We start from the raw sequence: 23593 nt of genomic DNA on the forward strand, positions 1-23593 counted from the left end.
ACACCATGCAAGCAGAAAGGTCAGACACCAGAATCCGAAATGTGTGTGGCGAGGCTTCATGGACACAGTCTAGGGGGTCTGACCGCGGGACAAATCACGGGCAGTGCCCGGATTATTCCGCTGATTGAAGTTGATTCCCACCTCACAGAATGGGATGTCACGGAGGAATACCCGATGAGTCAATCCGCCAATCAACAGACATCGATCCAGGTGATGAGCCGCATGTTCTCGCTGCTCGACACCCTGGCACAGGGCCAGGAAGCGGTGTCCCTCAAGCACATCAGCGCTCAGACCGGACTGCACCCGTCAACCGCGCACCGCATCCTGAACGACCTGGCTGCCGGCCAGTTCGTGGAGCGCTCGGGCCCTGGCAGTTACCGCCTGGGTTTGCGGCTGCTGGAGCTGGGCAACCTCGTGCGCGCCCGACTGGACCTGCGCGACGAAGCCGGGCCGGTGATGGCCGAACTGCACCGGCTGCTGGGCCAGACCGTGTGGCTGTACGCCCGCCAGGACCAGGACGCGGTCGCTCAGATGCGAACGGCCCAGGAACGGCACGGGGTGAGCGCACAGCGAATCACCCACCAGCGCACCCCCCTGACCGACACCGTGCCTGGCCGTGCCATGCTGGTGAAGGACTCCCCCGCGCAACTGACCCACTTGTGCAACCAGGGCGCCAGCCGCCCTGAAGCGGTGCAGCTGGATGTTCAGCAAGCGCGGCTGCAAGGTGCCCTGAGCGGGCCTGACGCCCTGACGCCCGGCCAGCAGGTGACTGCCGCACCGATCTTCAATGATGAGGGCGTGGTGATCGGCGCCCTGGCGGCCGTGGGTGCCCCAGGCCAGGAACAGGCCGACGCCGTGCGCCAGGCCGCACTGCAGGTGTCTGCCCAGATGGGCCACGTGAGCGAAACACGCTGACCTCCGCCCTGCACCCCGACAGGCACCCCACGGGGTGCCTTTTTCATGGCCTGCCATGGCCTGAGGTGTGCACAGGCGGCAGAACCGAATGCAATGCAATCTGTGGCGCTGAATGGGCTCGCACGGGCTGCAGCACAGGCCCATGACAAAGGCCGCTCACGGCGACCTGGGGTCTGTGGGAATGACAGCGTGGGCCAGCCCACGCTCGGCGGTCTCAGGAGCGCGGCGCGTCGAGGTGCCAGGCCGCCGAAGGCGAATGGCGCGGTGCTGCGGTTTCGATCCAGCGACGCACGCGCTCGGCATCGGCCTGGCGTGAATACTTGCCGCTGGAATCCAGGAACACCATGATCAGCTTGCGGCCCGCCATGCGGGCCTGCATGACCAGGCAACGCCCAGCCTCGACGATGTAGCCGGTCTTTTGCAGGCCGATGTCCCACACCGGGTTCTTGACCAGGCTGTTGGTGTTGCCGAAACGCACCTGACGGCGTCCCACCTGCACCGAGTATTCCGGCGAGGTCGACAGCTCACGGATCAAGGGCTGCTGGTATGCCGCCTTGACCAGGGTGGCCAGGTCACGGGCACTGGCCTGGTTGCGACTGCTCAGGCCGGTGGGCTCGACATAGTGCGAATCGACCATGCCCAGCTGGCGTGCCTTTTGGTTCATCAGGTTGACAAAGGCGCCCAGACCCGTCGGGAAGGTGCGGCCCAGCGCATGGGCAGCACGGTTCTCTGAGGCCATCAAGGCCAGGTGCAGGGCCTCGCCTCGGGTGAGGGTGGCGCCCACCGACAAGCGCGAGCTGCTGTTTTTCTCGGTGTCGACGTCATCTTGCGTGATGGTGATGAGCTCGTCCAGGTTCAGGCGGGCTTCAACCACCACCATGGCGGTCATGAGCTTGGTGAGCGAGGCGATGGGCAGCACCGCCTCGGAATTCTTGGCCAGCAGCACTTCGTTGGTGTCCTGGTCCACCACCAGGGCCACGCTGGAGCGCAGCTCGAGCGGGTCGGGCGTGTGGTGCAGCCCGTAGATCTGACCGAACGAAGCACCCGTGGCGGCCGACGCTGCGGGCGAGGCAATCTGGGCACGGGTGGCGGCCACGGCGGGCGATTCGATGCGAACGGGGTGCATCGGCACGCGCACATCAGAAGCCACGGCACTGACCATGCCCTGGCGGGCGCGGGGTGCATCGGCCATGGCCCGACCGCTGTTGGCGGGCAAGGCGGTTTTGGCCTGGCGAGCCGAGCGTGCGGCTTTGGCCGACAACCGGCCGGCAGCGCGGGCGCTGGCCTTGGCCTTGCTGCCCGCACGGGCCGCGGCCTTGGCAGAAGCCTTGCCCGACGCCTTGCTGGACACCTTGGTCGACGATTTGGCCGCCTTGGGGGCTCGGGCGGAGCGGGCAGCAGCTTTGGACTTGCCAGCCTTGGCGCTGGTGCGGGTGTCGTCAGAGGACTTGCGGGTGGTGGCCTCGGCACTGACCGCAGTCGCTGCCAAGAAGGCCGACACCATGACGCTGATCAGCCAGCGCAGCTTGTACTTCGTAGGCACCACAACCCATCCTTTCCCGTTCACCCGAGTGTAAAGAGAAACCCGCGCAACATCAACAACTTACGAGGGTTTCATCAAGCGGCACCTGCCCAAATGCCGCCAGCTTCAGGGTCAACCCTGGGCCGCGACCTTCTCTGCCTTGCTCTGCAGCTTGTTCAGCGCCGACAGATAAGCCTTGGCGGATGCCACCACGATGTCCGGATCGGAGCCGACACCGTTGACGACGCGGCCGCCGTGTTGCAGACGAACGGTCACCTCGCCCTGCGATTCTGTGCTGCCCGAGGTGATGGCATTGACCGAGTAAAGCAGCAATTCGGCGCCACTTTGCACCACGGACTCGATGGCCTTGAGCGAGGCGTCGACCGGGCCATTGCCGTCGCTGCTGGCGCGGTGCTCGGCGCCACCGGCCGAGAACACCACCTCGGCCTGTGGGCGCTCACCGGTTTCGGAGCGCTGCGACAGCGACTGCAGGCGGAAATGCTCCTGCTCGCTGGTCACGCTGTCATCGCCCACCAGGGCAATGATGTCTTCGTCGAAGATCTCGCTCTTGCGGTCGGCCAGCTCCTTGAACTTGGCGAAAGCGGCGTTGATTTCGGCCTCGGAATCCAGGTCGATGCCCAGCTCCTGGAGGCGCTGCTTGAAGGCGTTGCGACCCGACAGCTTGCCCAGCACGATCTTGTTGGCCGACAGGCCCACGTCTTCGGCGCGCATGATCTCGTAGGTGTCGCGGGCCTTGAGCACGCCGTCCTGGTGGATGCCCGAGGCGTGCGCGAAGGCGTTGGCGCCCACCACGGCCTTGTTGGGCTGCACCACGAAGCCGGTGGTCTGCGACACCAGGCGCGAGCCCGACATGATCTGCTGCGTGTCGATGCCCACGTCCAGGCCGAAGTAGTCGCGGCGGGTCTTGACGGCCATGACCACCTCTTCCATGGCGCAGTTGCCGGCGCGCTCGCCCAGGCCGTTGATGGTGCATTCGATCTGGCGGGCGCCGCCGATCTTCACGCCGGCCAGCGAATTGGCCACGGCCATGCCCAGGTCGTTGTGGCAGTGCACCGACCAGATGGCCTTGTCCGAGTTGGGCACCTTCTCGCGCAGGGTGCGGATGAAGTTGCCGTACAGCTCGGGGATGGCATAGCCCACGGTGTCGGGGATGTTGATGGTGGTGGCGCCTTCGTTGATCACGGCCTCGCACACGCGGGCCAGGAAGTCGATCTCGGAGCGGTAGCCGTCTTCGGCCGAGAACTCGACGTCGGCCGTGAGGTTGCGTGCAAAGCGCACCGACGCCTTGGCCTGCTCCAGCACCTGCTCGGGCGACATGCGCAGCTTCTTTTCCATGTGCAGCGCACTGGTGGCGATGAAGGTGTGGATGCGCCAGGCGTTGGCACCCCGCAGCGCATCGGCCGCACGCGAGATGTCGCGGTCGTTGGCTCGGGCCAGCGAGCACACGGTCGAATCCTTGATGATGTCGGCGATCGCCTTGATGGCCTCGAAGTCACCATTGGACGAGGCGGCAAAACCGGCTTCGATCACGTCGACCTTCAGGCGCTCGAGCTGACGGGCGATGCGCAGCTTTTCTTCGCGGGTCATGGAGGCACCGGGCGACTGCTCGCCGTCGCGCAAGGTGGTGTCGAAAATGATCAGCTTGTCGGTCATGGAAGTCTCCGCTGGGCCGAGGCACGGGCCGGATGGAACGGCCGAGGCGAGGCCAAATGAAACGGCCCGCTCGGGATGGCGGGCGGGCCGTGATGTCTTGCGCGCGATGATAACACGGGGGCCTGCCCCGCACCCCGGCTCAGCGGTGCAGACCGGCCTCGTCGGGCTCGTCGGTCGAGGTGGAAATCACGCTCACGGGCTTGCCCTTGAGCTTTTTCCAGACGAACACGGCATAGCCCGAAAAACCGTACACCACGAACACGCCGAACAGCACGATGGGCGGGTGAATGGTGATCACGGCAAAGCCCAGGGCGATGGCCACGATCACGATGAAGGGCACGGTCTTGCGGAAATTCACGTCCTTGAAGCTGTAGAACGGCACATTGGTGACCATGGTCAGGCCGGCGTACAGCGTGAAGGCAAAGGCCAGCCAGGGCATCCAGGGCAGTGAGCGCCCCTCGGGTGAGCCATCGGTGACCACCCAGATCAGGCCCACGACCAGGGCCGCCGCCGCCGGGCTGGGCAGGCCCTGGAAGAAGCGTTTGTCGACCACACCGATGTTGGTGTTGAAGCGCGCCAGTCGCAAAGCAGCGCCCGAGCAATACACAAAGGCAGCGATCCAGCCCAGCTTGCCCATGCCCTTGAGCGCCCATTCGTACACGATCAGGGCCGGGGCAGCACCGAACGACACCATGTCGGACAGGCTGTCCATCTGCTCGCCAAAGGCACTCTGGGTGTTGGTCATGCGGGCCACACGGCCATCCAGGCTGTCGAGCACCATGGCGCAGAAAATGCCGATGGCCGATTGCTCGAACTGGCCGTTCATGGCCATCACGATGGCGTAAAACCCCCCGAACAGGGCCGCCAGGGTGAACAGATTGGGCAGGATGTAAATGCCCTTGCGGCGCGGACGCTGCGCGTCGTCGGAGTCCGTGTCGGCAACAGGGGCAGGGTTCGGTGCAGGTGCGGTCATTCAGCAGGCGGCGCCGACCTTGGGCCTGCGCTCGAAAAGACTGACGCGGAGGATACCTCAGGACTTGATCTGCACCACCCGCTGGGCGAATGGAATGTCGATGCCCGAGTCGTTTAGCAGCTTGAGGATGGCCAGGTTGACCGCGGACCTGACGTTCTGCTGCCCGTTTTCAGGGTCAGCCACCCAGAAGTTGACGGTCAGCTCCAGCCCGTCGGCCGCAAACGCCGTGAGGTGCACCGCGGGTGACTGGCGCTGATCGACTCGTGGCACCTCCGACACCAGCCCCACCATCTTCGGAATCAGGCTGTGGAGGTCGGTGCCGTAGGCCACCTGCACCACCGTGGTCAGCATCAGGCTGTTGTCGGCCAGCGAAGCGTTTTCAACCCTTTGCGTGATGAGCAGCTCGTTGGGCACGATGGCCTCTCGGCCATTGGCGGCACGCAGCACCGTGTAACGGGTGTTGATGTCGGTGATGCGTCCCTCGAAGTTGTCCACCTTGACCAGGTCACCGATGCGCAGGCTCCGCTCAGCCAGGATCACGAAACCGCTGACATAGTTGGCCGCCAGCTTCTGAAGGCCAAAACCCAGGCCCACACCCACGGCGCCGCCCAGCACCGAGAGCGCCGTCAGGTCCACCCCGGCCGCCGACAGCGCCAGCATCAGGCCCAGGCCCAGCAGCATGGCCCGGATGGCGTTGGCGGCGATCTTGCGCAGCGACAGGTTGTCGGTGGCGCCCTTGAGCAGCCGCGCCTCGATGGCCGACGACAGCGACAACGAGAGCATCAGCACCAGCACGGCCGAGACTGTGCCCTCCACCACATTGCGCAGGCTCAGGGTGGTGGCCCCGATCTTCCAGGTGATCTCGCTGAGCTCGTCGAGCAGCAGCGGCAGGATGCCCGTGACCCAGAGGATGGTGCCGATCCAGGCCAGCCACGAGACCGTGCGTTCGAAGGCCACCACTGTGCTGGAAGTCGGGAAGAAGACCTTGAGCGCCTTGACGCTCAGGCGGATGCCAGCCAGCGACACCAGCACCGGGATGGCCACCCGGAACACCGCCATGGGCAAATGATCGATCAGCAAGCGCCTGGCCAGCAGGGCCAAGGCCAGCGACAGCACCGGGAACAGCACCCCATCCACAATGTGATGCCCGAACCAGATGGAGCGCGGATCGGCTTGCTGCCCTCGCCACAGACGCACCAGCAGCCAGCTCAAGGCCAGGCAGCCCAGCACCACGGCCATCTCGAGCAAGGAGCTGGGCCGGATCAGCTGATCGAACAGCCGGGTGAGTTCGTCGGCGGATACAGGGCGCGCCACCTGCACGGTGGAAGATGCGGCCAATGCCGCCGGAAGGGTCGCTGTGGTCACCATGCCCCGATTATGTCGGGGCCCGCAAAGCCCTGTGACGGGCCATGACCAAACGCCGGGCCGACGGGCGCCGGATGGTCACATCTGTCCGGACAGCACGCGCAAGTGCGCGGCCACCGAACGCGACAGGGCCGACAGGTTGTAGCCCCCTTCCAGGCACGACACGATGCGGCCTTTGGACCAGCGCCGTGCCACGTGCATCAGCTGCTCGGTGACCCAGGCGTAGTCGGCTTCGACCAGGCCCAGCCCACCCATGTCGTCTTCACGGTGGGCGTCGAAGCCGGCCGAAATGAAGATCATCTCAGGGCGGAAATCTTCCAGCGCGGGCAACCAGCGGTCCTGAACGGCCTCCCGGAAGGCCCGACCGTCAGAGCGGGCCGGCAGTGGCACATTGACCGAGTTGGTGCCCAGCGGGTGATCACCTGTGTACGGGTAAAAGGGGTGCTGGAAGGTGCCCACCATCAGCACGCGCTCGTCACCATCCAGGATGTCTTCGGTGCCGTTGCCGTGATGCACGTCGAAATCGACCACGGCCACCCGCTTGAGGCGGTGCACGTCCAGCGCATGTCGCGCAGCCACAGCGACGTTGTTGAAAAAGCAGAATCCCATGGCCTCATGCCGGGTGGCATGGTGACCGGGCGGACGCACCGAACAGAATGCGTTGGCCAGCTTGCCTGTCAGCACGGCATCGGTGGCGGCCACGGCGGCCCCCGCGGCACGCAAGGCCGCCTCGCGGGTGGCCGACATGCCAATGGTGTCGGGGTCGTAACTGCGATGGTCCTGGGCGGCTTCAAGGCGCTGCAGCGAATCGAGCGTGCCGATCACGTAGTTGTGGTCGTGGGCACGGCCCAGCTGGTCGAGGGTGGCATGGGGCACATCACCGGGCAGCAGCACCGCGTCAAGGCCCTGGGCGCGCAGGTGGTCGTCAATGGCCGTCAGGCGCTGGGGGCATTCCGGGTGCCCAGGGCCCATGTCGTGCTTCTGGCACGCCGAATGCGTGAAGTAGCCTGTGGCCATGCGCTGTCTCCGCGCCACCTGGGGTGGCCTTTTCGGTTATGGTGCAACGCATGATGCGCCACACTTCAATGTCGACCGCAGAAGCCTCTGGCGGGCAGGCTGCCGCAGCACTTCAGCGTCTTGTGGATCAGATTAGCACGATCGTGATCGGCAAACGCGAGCAGGTCGAGCTCTGCGTGATCTGCCTGCTGGCAGATGGCCATTTGTTGATCGAGGACATACCGGGTGTGGGCAAGACCACCCTGGCGCAAGCCCTGGCGCGCAGCCTGGGTCTGAGCTTTTCCCGGGTGCAGTTCACAGCCGACCTGATGCCTTCGGACCTGCTGGGTGTGAGCATTTTCGATCGCCAGACGGGGGGCTTTGCCTTCCAGCCCGGCCCGGTGTTCGCCCAGGTGCTGCTGGCCGACGAAATCAACCGCGCCGGCCCTCGCACGCAAAGCGCGCTGCTGGAAGCCATGGAAGAGCGACAGGTGTCGGCCGAAGGCGCCACGCGCCCGCTGCCCGCGCCGTTCTTTGTGATCGCCACCCAGAACCCCACGGAGCAATTGGGCACCCACCCGCTGCCCGAGTCGCAACTCGACCGCTTCGCGCTGCGGGTGTCGCTGGGCTACCCCGCACCCCAGGCCGAACGCGCACTGCTCGCCGGCCAGGACCGACGCCAGTTGATGCTGGCGCTGCCCTGTGTGCTGGCTGCGCAAGACTGGGCCGCCGCGCAGGCCGCTGTGCCACGGGTGCATGCCAGCGAACCGTTGCTCGACTACCTCCAGGCGTTGCTGCAGGCCAGCCGTAACGGTCGCTGGTTCGCCCAGGGCCTGAGCCCTCGGGCCGGCCTGTCGCTGCTGCGTCTGGCCCGCGGTAGGGCCTTGCTGCAGGGCCGCAGCCATGTGTCGCCCGAAGACCTGCAGGCGCTGTGGGTTCCGGCCGTGGCACACCGCGTGATGGCCCGACCGGGCGGCGAGGACACCTCGGCGGCCGCACGGGCCCTGCTGGACGCTGTGCCCATTCCCTGACCCGCCAGGCCGTGCCAACCGCTGATCCCGCGCCGCGCCCCCGCGCCCAGCCACCGTCAGACCCCGCGCCCCGCGGCCTGAAGGCGTGGCTGCGCCGGCGCTGGCAGCAGTGGGCCGACCAGCGTCAGCCACGCCAGGCCACGCAGGTGTTCACCCAGCGCAACCTGTACATCGTGCCGAGCGGGCAGGGAGGCACCTTCCTGCTGGTGTGCGGCGTGCTGCTGCTGGCTTCCATCAACGAGCAAGTGAACCTGGGGTACGCCCTCACCTTCTTGCTGGGGGGCGTGGGCTTTGCCGCCATGGGCCGCAGCCATGCCAACCTGCGTGGCGTGACCCTGAGCCTGCAGGCACTGCCTCGCCTGCACGCCGGGCAATCGGCCGCCTTGCCTGTGCAGCTCGATGCGCCACCCGAAGGCCGTGCAGCCCTGGGCGTGCAATTGACCTGGCCGGGTGAGCACACCGTGTGGGCCGACGCCCCAGCCCGCGGGTCCTGCGCTGTGACCGTGCCGTTGCGCATGCCTGAGCGCGGAGAGCACCTTCTGCCTCGCCTGCGTGTGCAAAGCCGCTACCCCCTGGGACTGTTCACGGTCTGGGGCTATTGGCGCCCGGCGCAGACCGTGCTGGTATGGCCCGCACCCGAATCCCCCTGCCCACCCTGGCCCAGCGCGCCGGGCGAGGCGGTCTCGGGCTCGAACCCCGGAGGCGCTGGATCGGCCACACCCGACGAATTGCGCGAATGGCAGCCTGGCGACAGCTTGCGACAGGTGGTGTGGCGCAAGTCGGCCTGGCGCATGGACATGCACCTGCCGCCGGTGGTGCGCGAACCCCAGCCCGAGCAACCCCCGAAGCGCCTCCTGCGCTGGGAAGACACCAGCTCGTTGGGGCACACCGAAGCCCGCCTGAGCCGGCTGACCGCCTGGCTGATCGAGGCCGAGCGACAGGCTGCGCACGGCGGTGGCCGTTATGCGCTCAGCCTGCCCGGCACGGCGGTTCCTGACGGGGCGGGCCAGGCCCACCTGCAGCAGTGTCTCGACCTACTCGCCAGGTGGCCACGATGAAAATCTGGCTGAACACCCTCACACGCGAGGCGCGGGACACGCTTTGGCTGCTGGGCATGCTGGCCCTGGTGCTGGTGCCGCATGTGCCCCGGCTGCCATGGTGGAGCAGCACCCTGGCCGCGCTGGCACTGGGCTGGCGGGCCTGGCTGGCCGTGCACGACGCCCCCCTGCCCCGCAGGCCTTTGCTGATGGCCCTGCTGGCCGCCACCATGGCCTGCACATGGCTGACCTTCGGCACGGTGCTGGGCCGGGAAGCAGGCACCGCCCTGGTGGTGATGCTGACCACGCTCAAAAGCCTGGAACTGCGCGCGCGGCGCGACGCACTCGTCTGCCTGTACCTGGGCTTTTTCCTGGTGCTCACGCAATTTCTGTACGACCAGGGCATTGTCACGGCCGTGCTGATGCTGGGGGCGGTGTGGGGCCTGCTGGTCAGCCTGGTGCTGGGTCAGCGCCCACTGGGGCATCCGCCCCTGCGCGAAGTGGGCGGTGAAGCCGCACGCAACATGCTGGTGGGCCTGCCCGTGATGGTGCTGCTGTTCGTGCTGTTCCCGCGCTTCGGGCCGCTGTGGGCCTTGCCCTCGGACGCGCAAGGTCGCATCGGCCTGTCCGACCAGATCAGCCTGGGCGATGTGGGCTCGCTGGCCGCCAGCCAGGAAGTGGCCCTGCGCGTGAAGTTCCAGGGCCCGCCACCGCCCATGAACCGCATGTACTTTCGTGGGCCCGTGCTCGATCATTTCGATGGTCAGCAGTGGCAGGCCCAGGTGCGCCCCCCCACCCGGCAACCCGATGTGCAGGTCGGCGGCACGCCCTGGACGTACGACATGACTCTGGAGCCGCTTCAGTTGAAAGTGCTGCCCCTGCTGGACGGCACCGGCGAAGTGGCGCCCGCACCCGGGACTCGCCTGCCAGCCCTGACGCGCCGCGGTCTGCAATGGGAAGCACCACTAACCGGTGAACGCCTTCGCCTTCAGGCCAGGGCCTGGCCCGTGGCGAACGAAGGCCCACTGGAAGACCATTTGCGGCTGCGCGAATGGGTGCAGCTGCCCCCGGGGCGCAACCCGCGCACCCTGGCCTGGGCCCTGGCTCTTCGGCAGCAGCCGGCCTGGCGGGAAGCGCCAGCGTCGGCCGTGGTCGGCGAAGTGCTTCGGCACATCCGCAGCGCCGACTTCCGCTACACCCTGTCACCAGGGCGACCGCCGCCTGGCGAACAGCACCTGATCGACCGGTTCTGGTTCGATCAGCAGGCGGGCTTTTGCGAACACTTTGCCAGCGCCTTCGTGGTGGTGCTTCGGGCCATGGACATCCCCAGCCGCGTGGTGCTGGGCTACCAAGGGGCCGAGTTCAACCCGATCGACGGTCAGTTCACGGTGCGCCAAAGCCATGCACACGCCTGGGCCGAATACTGGCAACCCGGCCGTGGCTGGGTGCGCGTGGACCCCACCGCCGCAGTGGCTCCCGAGCGCATCGAACAACCGCCGCAACTGCGCCCTTTGCAAGGTTTGCCCGGCATGATGGGTGACCTGGACCCGGCCTTCCTCAAGCGTTGGCGGCATGCCTGGGAAGCGGTTGATCACCGCTGGAACACCTGGGTGCTGCAGTACTCCAACAGCCAGCAGATGAACCTGTTGCAACAGCTCGGCATGCGCAACCCCGACGTGGGCAGCCTGCTGCACGTGCTGGGGCTGGCGCTGGGTCTGCTGGGCCTGGGCGGCGCGGCCTGGGCGGGATGGCAGGCATGGCAAGCACGCAAGGCCCCGTGGCCGCGGCTGCTGAGCGCGCTCGACCGGGCCTTGTCTGCGCGCATTGCTCCGCCGCCAGGGCCGCGTCCGGCATCACCGCTGGCCTGGGCTCGCCACCCCGCGCTGGCCAACCATGAGGCCCTGCTCACGAGGCTGCATGGCCTGGACGCCCTGCGCTATGGCGCTGACGCCCAAACGCCGACACCAGGCATGGGGCACCAAGCCAGACTGCCACGCAAAGCACGCGAACTGCTGCGCGAGATTGAGCAAATCTGTCGGCACAATCGGGGCTTCTGAATCGCCAGCAGGCAGGCCATGCGCCCAGCCTGCCCACTGCCCCATGCCGGGACCCTGTCGCGCCCTCTCGCTGTCATCGCCCCACGACACACCCACCCTGATGCGCCTGAGCTGTCTGGGCCTGGCCGCCCTTGTCCTGACCCTGGGTGGCTGCACCAGCCTGATTCGCCGGTCATCGGCCGACGCCCCCGCCCCGGTGGTTGAACGTTCGGTGCCGATGCCCCCGCAGTCCGCAGCCAGTGCCGCGACCCGCAGCACGGCCGACAGCACGCCCCAGGGGCCGGCATTGATCCGGCTGCCAGCCTACCCGCTGCCAGTCAACCCGGAGCCTGGCAGCTACGCCCTGCACCCCCGTTCGCAAGCCCTCGCCCTCAAACTGGCGCGCGAGCAAGGGCTCGATCCCGAATGGACGGTCTCCGTGCTGTCACAGGCCCGCTTCATCGAGCAGGTGCAAAAGCTCAACATGCCAGCGTCCAACCCTGGCAGCAAAAACTGGCAGGCCTACCGCGCCCGCTTCATCGAGCCCATTCGTTTGCGGGCTGGCGCCCAGTTCGTCAAGGAACACGAAGCCACCTTGCAGAAAGCTGAAGCGCGTTGGGGCGTGCCGGTCGACATCATCGCTGGCGTGATCGGCGTGGAAACCATCTACGGTCGCTACACCGGCAACATGCGGGTGCTCGACGTACTGACCACCCTCAGCCTCGACTTCCCCACGGGTCGAAGCGACAGAAGCCCCTTCTTCCAGAACGAACTCGGTCAGTTCCTGCGCCTGTGTGCCGAACAGCACTTCGACCCGATGACGGTGCAGGGCTCGTTCGCCGGTGCCATCGGGCTGCCGCAGTTCATGCCCAGCTCCATCCGGGCCTACGCGGTCGATTTCGACGGCGATGGCGTGATCGACTTGCGCAACAGCCCCGCCGATGCCATCGGCAGCGTGGCCAATTACCTGGCGCGCCACGGCTGGCAACGCGGCATGCCCACGCACTATCTCGTGGCCCCCCCCACCGATCTGGATCAACGCCAGACCCTGCTCGGTCCCGACATCAAGCCCACGTTCTCCTCCGAGGAGATGGCTCGCCTGGGTGCCGTGCTCGACGAACCCGGCAAACGCCACAGCGGCAAACTGGCCCTGGTGCTGCTGCACAACGGCGCCAACGAGCCCACCTACCTGGCGGGCACCGACAACTTTTACTCGATCACCCGCTACAACCAGTCGAGTTATTACGCACTGGCCGTGATCGAGCTGGGACGCGTGTTGTCGCTCAACGCCAAAGCCCGGAATAACTGAGAATAATTCGTATTCGTGTACCATGCGGGCATTCTTGGAGACTGCCCCATGCGCATCACACGACTGACTTCCGCCATGAACCGCCTGGCTGGCCTGGCCCGCCTGGGCCTGATCGCTGCCCTGCCTGCCGTCACACTGTCTGGCCATGCGCAAGACAACGTGCTGAACCTGTATTCGGCGCGCCACTACCAGACCGATCAGGCGCTGTACGACAACTTCACCAAGTCCACCGGCATCCGCATCAACCGCGTGGATTCCGATGACGCCGGGCTGGTGGCGCGGCTGCGCAGCGAAGGCTCGGCCAGCCCGGCCGACGTGATCTTGCTGGTCGACGCGGCACGCCTGTGGCGTGGTGATGTCGATGGTCTCTTCCAACCTGTGCGGTCGCCGGTGCTGGAAAAGCGAATCCCGGCCCACCTGCGCGACAAGGACGAGGGCAAAGGCAGCCAATGGTTCGGCTTTTCCACCCGTGCCCGCGTCATCGTCTACAACAAGCAGACCGTGAACAAGGCCGACGTGCAAACCTACGAGCAGCTGGCCGACCCCAAGCTCAAGGGCAAGTTCTGCAGCCGCTCGGGTGCCCACCCCTACAACCTGTCACTGATTGGCGCGCTCATGGAACACATGGGCCCGGCCGCCACCGAGAACTGGCTCAAGGGTCTGGTGGCCAATCAGGCCCGTGACCCCAAGGGGGGTGACACCGACCAGATCAAGGCGGTGGCCAGCGGAGAATGTGGCGCAGCCCTGAGCAACAGCTATTACGTGGCCCGACTGATGCGCTCGAGCAAACCCGAAGACCGCGCCGTGATGGAAAAAGTGGGCGTGATTTTCCCCAACCAGCAAAGCTGGGGCACCCACATCAACATTGCCGGCGGCGCTGTGGCACGCAACGCGCCGCATCGTGAGGCCGCCGTGAAGTTCCTGGAGTATCTCGCCAGCGACGAAGCCCAGGGCTACTTCGCCAATGGCAACAATGAATATGCAGTGGTGCCCGGCGTGAAACTGCAGAACCCGGCGCTCGATGCCCTGGGCAGTTTCAAGGGTGAGGTGATTCCTCTGGCCGTGGTGGGTGCCAACACGGGCAAGGTGCAACAATTGCTGGACAAGGTTGGCATGAAGTGATGCCGGGCGAGGTTTCCGTCTGAAACATTTTCAGCGGAAAACAAAATCACAAGGCGGGGCTTGCCCCGCCTTATTCATTTGTGCTTAAAATCTGCCCACAACAAGGAATTCCCGCGGCAGCGACTGGGCCGTGGGCATTTCAACAACCGGCAATTCACATTGCCCCTTGCATCACTTTGCAAAAGGAACCGCCATGTCGTCGTATCAGGATCTGCTGGCTCAAAAAGCCGCCCTCGAAAAACAAGCCCAGGAACTGGACAAGGCCCTGGCTGATGCCCGCCGTGCTGAACGCGCTGGCGTGATCGCCCAGATCAAGAACCTGATGAATGAGCATCAGCTGACCGTGGAAGATCTGGCCGCCAAGCCTGGCAAGGCCTCGTCGGCCGGCACTGCAGGCCGCAAGGTGGCCCCCAAGTACCGCAACACCGCCACCGGCGAAACCTGGACCGGCCGTGGTCTGCAGCCCAAGTGGGTTCAGGCCGCAGTGGCCGCCGGCAAGAAACTGGAAGACTTCGCCATCTGAGGCATTTCCGGTTTCTCGCGATAAAAAGCCGCGCCCTGCGCGGCTTTTTCATTCGTCACCCATTCACGGCTTGGGCGGCGTTCCCGAGGTTTCCCCCTTGAAGTCACCGGCGAAACCCATCACCAGGTCTTGGGTCTGGATGTGGCGCTTCCAGGCCTCATTGACCTGCTGCAGTGTCAAGGCCTTCAATTCCCGATCGACGCGTGCCGAGTCGGCGAACGTGCGCCCCAAAAACAGGTTCTGCACCCAACCAGCCGCAATGCGGGCGTCTTGCGCACGGGCCAGTTGCCGGAAGTTCAGCAGGCTGCGTTTGCCCGCCTCAAGTTCCTGCGCGGTGAAACCATCCTGCAGAGAGCGAGACAATTCTTCACGGAAGGCTTTTTCCACCTTGGCCCGGTTCTGGGGCGCAAAAATGGCCTCAGCCCCCCATTCCGAATTGTTTTCCACCTGATTCCATTGGACCGTGCTGTACACGTTGTAGCTCAGGCCTTCCTTTTCACGGATGCGGTTCCACAGACGTGAATCACCGCCAGCACCAAACAAATGGTTGGCCAGCATCAAGGCCGCGTAGTCGGGGTGGCGATCGCTCAGGGCCAACGGCAAGGCCACACTCATGGCCGCATTCTGCTTGTCGGGGGTGGTCAGGACCATGCGGGTCGGCTGAGGCGCCACCCAGGGCTCTGGCACACGCTGGAACGCGCTTGGGCTGCGCCACCCCTCAAAGGCCTTCTGCACGGCTGCCTGCACGGCCGCTGCGTCGAAATCACCGACCACGGCCATGTCACCGTGGCTGACCCCCAGGAACTTGTCTCGGTAGCCGCGAACCTGCGCCAATGTCAGGCTTTTCCAGTCCTGCTCGATCTCGTCGAAGGTGCGGGCATGACGCACGTCACCCCGCGGATAGGGATTGCCGTGGCGCCCGATCGCGTTGGCCAGCACAGCCTCGGGTTCCTTGCGCTGGGCTTCCAGCCCCGTCAGGGCCTGGCGGCGCACTTCTTCCAGCACATCGGCTGGAAGGCTGGCCTCACGGAGCAGCTGACCCAGCAGCTCGATGGCCTGGGGCAACTGGGCGCGGCGCGAGTTCAACTGCACCTGAATCACGCCCGGAGACTGGCCAATCGACAGATCGGTCTGCAAGGCATCCAGTCGGTCCTGCACCTGCTGACGGCTCATGCGAGCCGTGCCTTTGTCCAGCAGCGCCGCGAGGGCCGAGGGCGCTTCGCCCCATCCCTTGAGCGATGGCTCGTCGCCATGGCGCAGGGCCAGGGTCAGCTTCACGGCCTGACCACGCGTGGCCTTGGGCAGCAAGGCAAGCTTCAGGCCCGACGGCAAGGTGATGCGCTGGGTACGCGCATCGATGTTCTCGGGCGTGGCCACAAAGCTCTCACCGGCCTCGGCGGCCGCCTGAGGCTTGAAGGCCTGCATTTCACGGGATACATCGGCCATGGCAGGCGCCGGCGCACGCTGAGGTGCGGTGGTGGGCTCGTAACGGCCGAGGGTGCGGTTCGCCGGCACGAGGTACTGCGTGGCCACGCGCTGCACATCGGCCAGAGGCATGGCTTTCACCCGGTCGCGCAAGAGGAAGTAGAGGCGCCAGTCGCCCTGGGCCACGGCCTCGGACAAGGCCACCCCCACATGCTGCGGGTCGGCAAAGCCCACGTCCCAGTCCTTGAGCCACTTGGCGCGGGCCCGCTCCAACTCTTCGGCCGTGATGGGCTGCTGCGCCACCGATTCGATGGTGCGCACCAGCGCCTGGCTGGCCGCGTCAACGTCCTGACCTGGGCCCAACTGGGCGCCCAGTAGCACGAAGCCCGGGTCATGCAGGCCTTCCGAAAAGCTGAACACGGCCGAGGCCAGCTGCTTTTCGGTCAAGGCTTTGTGCAACCGTCCCGACGGCGTGTCGGCCAGGATGATGTTGAGCAGCTCCACGGCCGCATAGTCGGCCGAGGGCCCCGGCATGATGTGGTAGCCCGCGTACAGCAGCGGCACACCGCCCACGCGCCGCAAGGTCACGGCGCGCTCACCATCCTGAACGGCCTCGAGCGTGTATTGCGCCGGGCGTGGCTGCCTGGAGGCCTTCAAGGGCCCAAAGTACTGCCCCACCCAGGCCTTGACCTTGGCCGGATCGAACTTGCCCGACACGATCAGGGTGGCGTTGCCGGGCTGGTAGTGGGTGCGGTAGAAGGCCTTCAGGCGCTCGATGTTCACGCCCTCGACATCGGTGCGCGCGCCGATGGTCGACTTGCCGTAGTTGTGCCACTGGTACATGGTGGCCAGGGTCTTTTCGAACAGGATGCGGCCCGGGTTGTTCTCGCCCATTTCCATCTCATTGCGCACCACGGTCATCTCGGAGTCGAGGTCCTTGCGCGCAATGAAGCTGTTGACCATGGCGTCGGCCTGCCACTGCAGGTACCACTGCAGGTTGTCTTCGTTGGCCGCGAAGCTGGCGAAGTAATTGGTTCGGTCGAACCAGGTGGTGCCATTGGCACGCAGGCCCCGCTTGTTGAACTCGGCCCACACCGTGGGGTGGCGCGGCGAGCCCTTGAACAGCAGGTGCTCCAGCAGGTGGGCCATGCCGGTCTCGCCGTAGTTTTCGTGGCGAGAGCCCACGCGGTAGGTCATGTTGACCGTGGTGGTGGGTTTGGAGTCATCGGGGATGAGCAGCACCTGCAGGCCATTGGGCAAGCGGTATTCGGTGATGCCTTCGACCGAAGCCACCTGCTGCAAGACGCCACGGGCCACCGCGCTGGTGGCGGAGGCACCGGAAGCCTGTGCAGGGGTGGCCTGAGCAGCACCCCAGAAAGCAGGCTGGCAGGCCGCCAAGGCACAAGCCAGCGCCACATGGCGCAGGGCAGGACGAAGAACCGGAAAGGCAGGAACGCGTGACAGACGAGGGGTCATGACGGCAGGTGCAGCCCATGGGGCCGGTGAACATCGACACCCTTGAGTGTCGCACCGGCCGCATCGGTTCCCTGCTTTGCCGTCATTCATCCATGCCGAGTTCCTGAATCTTGCGGGTGATGGTGTTGCGCCCGATCCCCAGTTTCTGGGCTGCCTCGATGCGACGGCCGCGGGTCAGCTCGAGCGCGGTGTGGATGAGGCGCGCCTCGAACTGGCGGGTCAGGTGGTCCCAGACGTCGGCTCGGCCCGAATCCAGAAGGGCTTTGGCCTCGCGTTCGAGGTCATGCAGCCAGCCCCCCGCCGCCTGTCCACCGGCTGCGCCGACCGGCACGGACAGGGGCGCAGCAGCCACGCCCGCCGCCGAGGCCACGGGCGCCGCCCAGTCGGCCGACACCGCGCGCTCACCGGGTGCCGACCAGGCATCCGACGACGCCACAGCGCCCGGCGCCCCTGCGGCGGCCACGGGCAGAGGCACCAGCGGTGCGGAACCCAGCGCAGCAGGCACCACCACAGCGGAAGCCACGGGCGCCACGGGTGCGGAAGGTAGCGCACCCAAGGCTCCACCGGCCAGGGGCGTGGAGTGCATCAGCTCAGGCGGCAAGTCTTTGGGCTCCACGACCTGGGCCGGCGCCATGACCGTCAGCCAGTGGCAGATGTTCTCCAGCTGGCGCACATTGCCCGGAAAATCGAAGGCCACCAGTCGGGCCAGGGCCGCGTCGGAAATGCGCTTGGCCTCTACCCCGAGTTCACGCGCGCTTTTCTGCAGGAAGAAGCGGGCCAGCGTGGGCACATCTTCGCGGCGTTCGCGCAGCGCAGGCAGGCGCAGGCGGATCACGTTCAGACGGTGGAACAAGTCCTCACGGAACGCGCCCTGTCGCACGCGCTCTTCCAGGTTCTGGTGGGTGGCGGCGATCACGCGGACATTGGCCTTGAGCGGGTGGTGCCCGCCCACGCGGTAGAACTGCCCGTCCGACAGCACCCGCAGCAGGCGGGTCTGCAGGTCAAAGGGCATGTCGCCGATTTCATCGAGGAACAGCGTGCCGCCGTCGGCCTGCTCGAAGCGACCGCGACGCATGGTCTGCGCGCCCGTGAAGGCACCGCGCTCATGGCCGAACAGCTCCGATTCGAGCAGGTCTTTCGGGATGGCCGCCGTGTTGATGGCCACAAAAGGCCCGTTGGCCCGGGGACTGTGCTTGTGCAGCGCATGGGCCACCAGCTCCTTGCCGGCGCCCGATTCACCCGTGATCAGCACGGTCACATTGCTTTGCGACAGGCGACCGATGGCGCGGAACACGTCCTGCATGGCCGGGGCCTGGCCCAGCATCTCGGGCATCTGCTGCAGACGCTCGTCGGCCACGTCTTCGCGCACGCTTTCATCGACCGCACGGCGGATCAGCTCGATGGCCTTGGTCAGGTCAAACGGCTTGGGCAGGTATTCGAAGGCGCCGCCCTGGAAGGCCGACACGGCCGAGTCCAGGTCGGAGTATGCCGTCATGATGATGACCGGCAGGCCCGGGAAGCGCTCCTTGACCTTGCCCAGCAGGTCGATGCCCGAGCCCCCCGGCATGCGGATGTCAGACACCAGCACCTGCGGCTCGTCGTCTTCCAGCGCCGCCAGCACATCGCGCGGGTTGGTGAAGCTGCGCACCGGCAGGTCTTCCCGCGCGAGCGCCTTCTCCAGAACGAAGCGGATGGATTGATCGTCGTCGGCGATCCAGATGGGTTTCATGCTGGCCTGTTGGGTTGCACCTCATGCCCCGTCAAGAACGCCGTGCGGCTCATGGCAAGGGGATGATGATCTTGAAGACCGTCTTGCCAGGCTCGCTCTCGCATTCGATGGTGCCAAGGTGCTGTTGAACGAAAGTCTGCGCCAGGGTCAGCCCAAGACCGGAACCGCCCTCTCGCCCTGACACCAGGGGGTAGAAGATGCGGTCTCGGATGGACTCGGGGATGCCCGGGCCGTTGTCCTCAATTAGCAAGACCAGTGCCAAGCGGTGCAAGACCCGGTTCACGGTGACCCGGCGGGCCACGCGCGTGCGCAAGGCCAGCAAGGCATCCCCCTGCGCGATGCGCTCGGCCAGGGCCTGGGCCGCGTTGTGCGCGATGTTCAGCACCGCCTGGATCAGCTGCTCGCGGTCACCACGGAACTCGGGGATGGAGGTGTCATAGTCGCGCCAGACCTTCAGCCCCTTGGGGAACTCGGCCAGGATCAGCGACCGCACACGCTCGCACACCTCGTGGATGTTGACATCACCGACCACGTGGGGCCGGCGATGTGGGGCCAGCAGCCGGTCCACCAGGGCCTGCAGGCGGTCGGCCTCATGGATGATGACCTGGGTGTACTCGGTCAGCGAGGGGGAATCGAGCTCGAGCTGCAGCAGCTGCGCCGCACCGCGGATGCCGCCGAGCGGATTCTTGATCTCGTGGGCCAGATTGCGGATCAGCTCTTTGTTGGCCTGCACCTGGTCGAGCACACGCTCTTCGCGCTCCTGGCGGGTCTGCTGCTCGACCTCGACCAGCTCGACCACGATCAGGCCACGGTGGTCCATGCGCGTGACCAGCACCTGCACCGGCAGCGGCTCGGCGAACACATGGGGGTGGCGCTTCAGGCTTGCCTCCAGGCGGCTGGTGGCGTATTCGTTGGCAGCCACGGCGCGCACCACATCACGCAGGAGGGTGGCGTCTTCGAACCAGTCGAACAGCGATTCGCGCAGCACGCTGCGGCGCGACAGGCCCAGCTCTTCCTCGAAGGCCACGTTGGCGAACAGACATTGGCCGTCAGGCTCGATCACGGCCACCATGGTGGCCAAGTGATCGAAGGCCTCCAGGGTGCCAGGCAGCAGGGCCTGTACATCATCCGGGTGCACTTGCGAACGCCCACGGGCCACGCTTTCCTGACGCCCTTTGGCCACGGCATTGCGAGCAGACAGGGTCATCGCACACCGCCCCCCGAGGCACCGGCACCGGCGCCCCCCGACAACTTGGCCAGCTCACGCTTGATCGACGCGATGTCGGCCTCTTTGCGCGTGATGGCGTCCTTCATGTCCTTGATGCGGTCCAGGTACTTCTGGGCGTTGCGCTCGTCACCGCGTCGCTCGGGCTCGCCGTTGTTGAACTCCTTGCGCAGGGTGGCCAACGCCTCTTCTTCCTTGCGCAATTCGGCCTCCAGGATGCGCCGGGCATCGGCGTCTTTGGCTTTCGCGTCATCGCTGGCGGGCGGGCGCTCCACACCACCCGATGTGGCGGCAGGCCGGGGCGCAGGGCGAGGCGTGGCCTGAATGATGGTGACTGGCGCACCCTCCAGCGTCTTGCAGCCTTTTTCGGCCGCCTCGCGCTGCGACAGCGCGTCGGTGTAGAGGTTGCCAGGGCAGCGGTACACCTGCTGGGACTGAACAGCCAGAGGCCACACGGTGGCCTGCAGGGCACACAGGCCCAGGACCAATGAGCGTGAGCGCGCCTGAACGCGGAGCAAGGGGCAGAACGTCATGTGGCTAGTATGCCTTTGCGAAGGTGAAAGCCCGCCCGGCGCCGGGCGCTGTTTACGCAACGCAACGAGAAGCCCTGCGGCTGACCGGGCCACACCCCGCCTGCCGCCAGACCAAAAAAAAGGGACGGCCAGGCCGTCCCTTCTTCGCTACGCAGTGATCCGCAGGGAATCACAGGGCGTAGTACATGTCGAATTCCACCGGGTGGGTGGCCATGCGGAAGCGAGTCACTTCCTGCATCTTCAGGTCGATGTAGGCATCGAGGTAGGCATCGGTGAACACACCACCCTTGGTCAGGAACGCGCGGTCCTTGTCCAGGTATTCCAGAGCCTGGTCCAGGCTGTGGCACACGGTCGGGATCAGTGCGTCTTCTTCCGGCGGCAGGTGGTACAGGTCCTTCGTGGCGGCTTCGCCCGGATGGATCTTGTTTTCCACGCCGTCCAGACCGGCCATCATCAGGGCCGAGAAGGCCAGATAGGGGTTGGCCGAAGGATCGGGGAAGCGAGCCTCGATGCGGCGACCCTTCGGGTTGGCCACGTACGGGATGCGGATCGAAGCCGAGCGGTTCTTGGCCGAGTAGGCCAGCTTCACCGGGGCTTCGAAGCCAGGCACCAGACGCTTGTACGAGTTGGTACCGGGGTTGGTGATGGCGTTCAGGGCACGGGCGTGCTTGATGATGCCACCGATGTAGTACAGCGCGAATTCGCTCAGACCGGCATAGCCGTCACCAGCGAACAGGTTCTTGCCGTCCTTCCAGATGGACTGGTGAACGTGCATGCCGGAACCGTTGTCGCCCACGATGGGCTTGGGCATGAAGGTGGCGGTCTTGCCGTAGGCATGGGCCACGTTGGTGATGATGTACTTCTGCAGTTGCAGCCAGTCAGCGCGCTGGGTCAGGGTGCTGAACTTGGTGCCGATTTCCATCTGACCGGCGTTGGCCACTTCGTGGTGGTGCACTTCCACAGGGATGCCCATCGATTCCAGGATCAGGCTCATTTCCGAGCGCATGTCCTGCATCGAGTCCACGGGCGGCACGGGGAAGTAGCCCCCCTTCACAGTGGGGCGGTAGCCGCTGTTGCCGTGTTCGTATTCCTTGCTGGTGCTCCAGGCGCCTTCTTCCGATTCGATCTTGAAGAACGAACCCGACATGTCGTTGCCCCAACGGATGGAGTCGAACACGAAAAATTCGGGTTCCGGACCGAAGTAGGCGGTGTCGCCCAGGCCCGAAGCCTTCAGGTAGGCTTCAGCGCGCTTGGCCAGCGAGCGGGGGTCACGTTCGTAAGCCTTGCCGTCGGTGGGATCGATGACGTCGCAGGTCAGGATCAGGGTGGGCTCTTCGAAGAACGGGTCGACGTTGGCCGTGTTCGGGTCAGGCATCAGCTGCATGTCGGAGGCTTCGATGCCCTTCCAACCGGCGATGGACGAACCGTCAAAAGCGTGACCAGAAACGAACTTGTCTTCGTCAAAGTGCGAGACAGGCACGGAAACGTGCTGTTCCTTACCACGGGTGTCGGTGAAACGGAAATCAACGAACTTGATGTCGTTGTCCTTCACCATCTTCATCACGTCTGCGACGGTCTTGGTGGCCATCAGGTGCTCCTAGCAAGAGGCTTGTAAGTGCAAGAACTTGGGTTTGATCTGTTTCCGGATCAGAAACAGCGCGCAGTGTAATAGCGAAATCCGTGCCGACCGGGCACCCCCCGCAACTTGGCTGTCAGCCGACGCTGTAAAAAGCGCTGCGACCGGGCGCCTGCCGGCCAGGGACACGCCGGTTTCCCGTCAGGTGAACGCACCGCGATGCATCAGGCGTTCACGATGAGGGCCGACCAACCGCACGGCATGCGTCAGAGTGAAGCGCGAACCACCCACGAAGCGCACCAATATAGTGCATCACAATCAAGAACCCACTGAGCGCACCGCTTCGGTGCCATATAATGCACCAAGGTTGGTCAAGCCGGTTTTCAAGGCCTCAAAGGCCTGCGACACACTCGGCCCCAGCCCTTTGACACCCAGCTCGATGTGGCGGCCGTGCACCGGGTGGTCCACGCTGGGCAGGCTGAACACCTTGATGCCAGCAAACCGCGCCTCGATCTCGACCATCAGCGGGGTGAGCACCGACTCGATCGCGCCAGGCACGATGACCGAACGCTCCTCAGAACGGGCCTGGCCGTGCAGGTCGCGGTGCCAGGTGTCGAGCACCCAGGCCATCATGGGCCAGGCCATGACAGGAAAGCCCGGCACGAAGTGCACCCGCCCCAGCACTGAAAAACCTGGGATGCGGTTGTAGGGATTGGGAATGATGCGGGCACCCTCAGGGAACTCGCCCATCTGCAGGCGGCGCAAAGTGTCGGGCGAATGCTCGTCGTAAGGCTGCCCGGTTTCCTGCGCCAGCTCCTGCACCCGCTGAAGGATCAGAGGGCGAGCCTCGGGGTGCAGGACCAGGGGGACACCCAGCGCTCGGGCGGCACAGGCCCGGGTGTGGTCGTCTGGCGTGGCACCGATGCCGCCGAACGAGAAGACCACGTCGCCGCCGTCGATGGCGTGGCCGATGTCGGCGGTGATGCGCTCGGGGTCATCGCCCACGTAGCGAACCCAGTCGACGCGCATGCCACGCTCGCCGAGCAGTTCGATGGCCTTGCCAAGGTGCTTGTCCTGGCGACGGCCGCTCAGGATCTCGTCGCCAATGATGATGAGTCCGGTCATG

General features: G+C 65.7%; 18 protein-coding genes. 7 read left to right on the forward strand and 11 right to left on the reverse strand.

Annotation, left to right across the window (positions count from 1 at the left end; translation table 11 throughout):
• Positions 1–174 precede the first annotated feature (174 nt).
• Positions 175–915, forward strand: a complete 741-nt coding sequence (locus EYS42_RS05280) for an IclR family transcriptional regulator (RefSeq protein ID WP_130966811.1) — start codon at positions 175–177, stop codon at positions 913–915.
• 214 nt (positions 916–1129) lie between these two features.
• Here EYS42_RS05280 and pbpG read toward each other — a convergent pair whose 3' ends face one another.
• From pbpG to EYS42_RS05305, 5 genes are all read right to left on the reverse strand, one after another.
• Positions 1130–2458, reverse strand: a complete 1329-nt coding sequence (pbpG, locus tag EYS42_RS05285) for a D-alanyl-D-alanine endopeptidase (RefSeq protein ID WP_245503513.1) — start codon at positions 2456–2458, stop codon at positions 1130–1132.
• Positions 2459–2569: 111 nt separating this feature from the next.
• Positions 2570–4111, reverse strand: a complete 1542-nt coding sequence (locus EYS42_RS05290; RefSeq protein WP_130966812.1) for a 2-isopropylmalate synthase — start codon at positions 4109–4111, stop codon at positions 2570–2572.
• Positions 4112–4250: 139 nt separating this feature from the next.
• Positions 4251–5084 carry a CDP-diacylglycerol--serine O-phosphatidyltransferase gene (pssA, locus tag EYS42_RS05295; RefSeq protein ID WP_130966813.1) on the reverse strand — a complete coding sequence of 278 codons (834 nt, stop codon included), beginning with the start codon at positions 5082–5084 and terminating at the stop codon, positions 4251–4253.
• A gap of 57 nt (positions 5085–5141) precedes the next feature.
• The gene (locus tag EYS42_RS05300; RefSeq protein ID WP_245503514.1) at positions 5142–6452 is read right to left on the reverse strand and encodes a mechanosensitive ion channel family protein; all 1311 of its coding nucleotides are present in this window, start codon (positions 6450–6452) and stop codon (positions 5142–5144) included.
• Positions 6453–6527: 75 nt separating this feature from the next.
• Entirely contained in the window at positions 6528–7466 is a 939-nt protein-coding gene (locus tag EYS42_RS05305) for a histone deacetylase family protein (RefSeq protein ID WP_130966814.1), read from the reverse strand.
• A 68-nt stretch (positions 7467–7534) separates the two neighbouring features.
• Between EYS42_RS05305 and EYS42_RS05310 the strand changes: the two genes are divergently transcribed.
• From EYS42_RS05310 to EYS42_RS05335, 6 genes are all read left to right on the forward strand, one after another.
• Positions 7535–8476: an AAA family ATPase gene (locus EYS42_RS05310; RefSeq protein WP_130966815.1), complete on the forward strand. Its 942-nt coding sequence runs from the start codon at positions 7535–7537 to the stop codon at positions 8474–8476.
• Positions 8477–8487: 11 nt separating this feature from the next.
• Complete coding sequence (locus EYS42_RS05315; RefSeq protein ID WP_130966816.1) at positions 8488–9534, forward strand: DUF58 domain-containing protein; 1047 nt, start codon at positions 8488–8490, stop codon at positions 9532–9534.
• The gene (locus tag EYS42_RS05320) at positions 9531–11570 is read left to right on the forward strand and encodes a transglutaminase TgpA family protein (protein WP_130966817.1); all 2040 of its coding nucleotides are present in this window, start codon (positions 9531–9533) and stop codon (positions 11568–11570) included. The genes EYS42_RS05315 and EYS42_RS05320 overlap by 4 nt, the downstream gene beginning before the upstream one ends.
• 43 nt (positions 11571–11613) lie before the next feature.
• Positions 11614–12858, forward strand: coding sequence for a lytic murein transglycosylase B (gene mltB / locus EYS42_RS05325; RefSeq protein WP_245503515.1), 1245 nt, complete (start codon positions 11614–11616; stop codon positions 12856–12858).
• 48 nt (positions 12859–12906) lie between these two features.
• Complete coding sequence (locus tag EYS42_RS05330; RefSeq protein ID WP_245503516.1) at positions 12907–13980, forward strand: Fe(3+) ABC transporter substrate-binding protein; 1074 nt, start codon at positions 12907–12909, stop codon at positions 13978–13980.
• Positions 13981–14173: 193 nt separating this feature from the next.
• A complete protein-coding gene (locus EYS42_RS05335; protein WP_130966819.1) occupies positions 14174–14503 on the forward strand; it encodes an H-NS histone family protein in 330 nt (109 codons plus the stop codon).
• A gap of 63 nt (positions 14504–14566) precedes the next feature.
• On the opposite strand, the gene EYS42_RS05340 is transcribed toward EYS42_RS05335, so the two are convergent.
• From EYS42_RS05340 to EYS42_RS05365, 6 genes are all read right to left on the reverse strand, one after another.
• Positions 14567–17404 (reverse strand): M16 family metallopeptidase, encoded by a 2838-nt coding sequence (locus EYS42_RS05340; protein WP_130966820.1) that lies wholly within the window; start codon positions 17402–17404, stop codon positions 14567–14569.
• 82 nt (positions 17405–17486) lie between these two features.
• A complete protein-coding gene (gene ntrC, locus EYS42_RS05345) occupies positions 17487–19133 on the reverse strand; it encodes a nitrogen regulation protein NR(I) (protein ID WP_130966821.1) in 1647 nt (548 codons plus the stop codon).
• A gap of 49 nt (positions 19134–19182) precedes the next feature.
• Complete coding sequence (gene glnL, locus EYS42_RS05350) at positions 19183–20340, reverse strand: nitrogen regulation protein NR(II) (RefSeq protein ID WP_130966822.1); 1158 nt, start codon at positions 20338–20340, stop codon at positions 19183–19185.
• Complete coding sequence (locus EYS42_RS05355; RefSeq protein ID WP_245503517.1) at positions 20337–20876, reverse strand: hypothetical protein; 540 nt, start codon at positions 20874–20876, stop codon at positions 20337–20339. Before EYS42_RS05355 ends, glnL begins: the two co-directional genes overlap by 4 nt.
• Positions 20877–21060: 184 nt before the next feature.
• Complete coding sequence (gene glnA / locus EYS42_RS05360) at positions 21061–22479, reverse strand: type I glutamate--ammonia ligase (protein WP_130966823.1); 1419 nt, start codon at positions 22477–22479, stop codon at positions 21061–21063.
• 306 nt (positions 22480–22785) lie between these two features.
• Positions 22786–23592: a competence/damage-inducible protein A gene (locus tag EYS42_RS05365; protein ID WP_130966824.1), complete on the reverse strand. Its 807-nt coding sequence runs from the start codon at positions 23590–23592 to the stop codon at positions 22786–22788.
• Position 23593: the final 1 nt, after the last annotated feature.

This window comes from Aquabacterium lacunae (assembly GCF_004310865.1).
Taxonomy (GTDB): Bacteria; Pseudomonadota; Gammaproteobacteria; order Burkholderiales; family Burkholderiaceae_C; genus Aquabacterium; species Aquabacterium lacunae.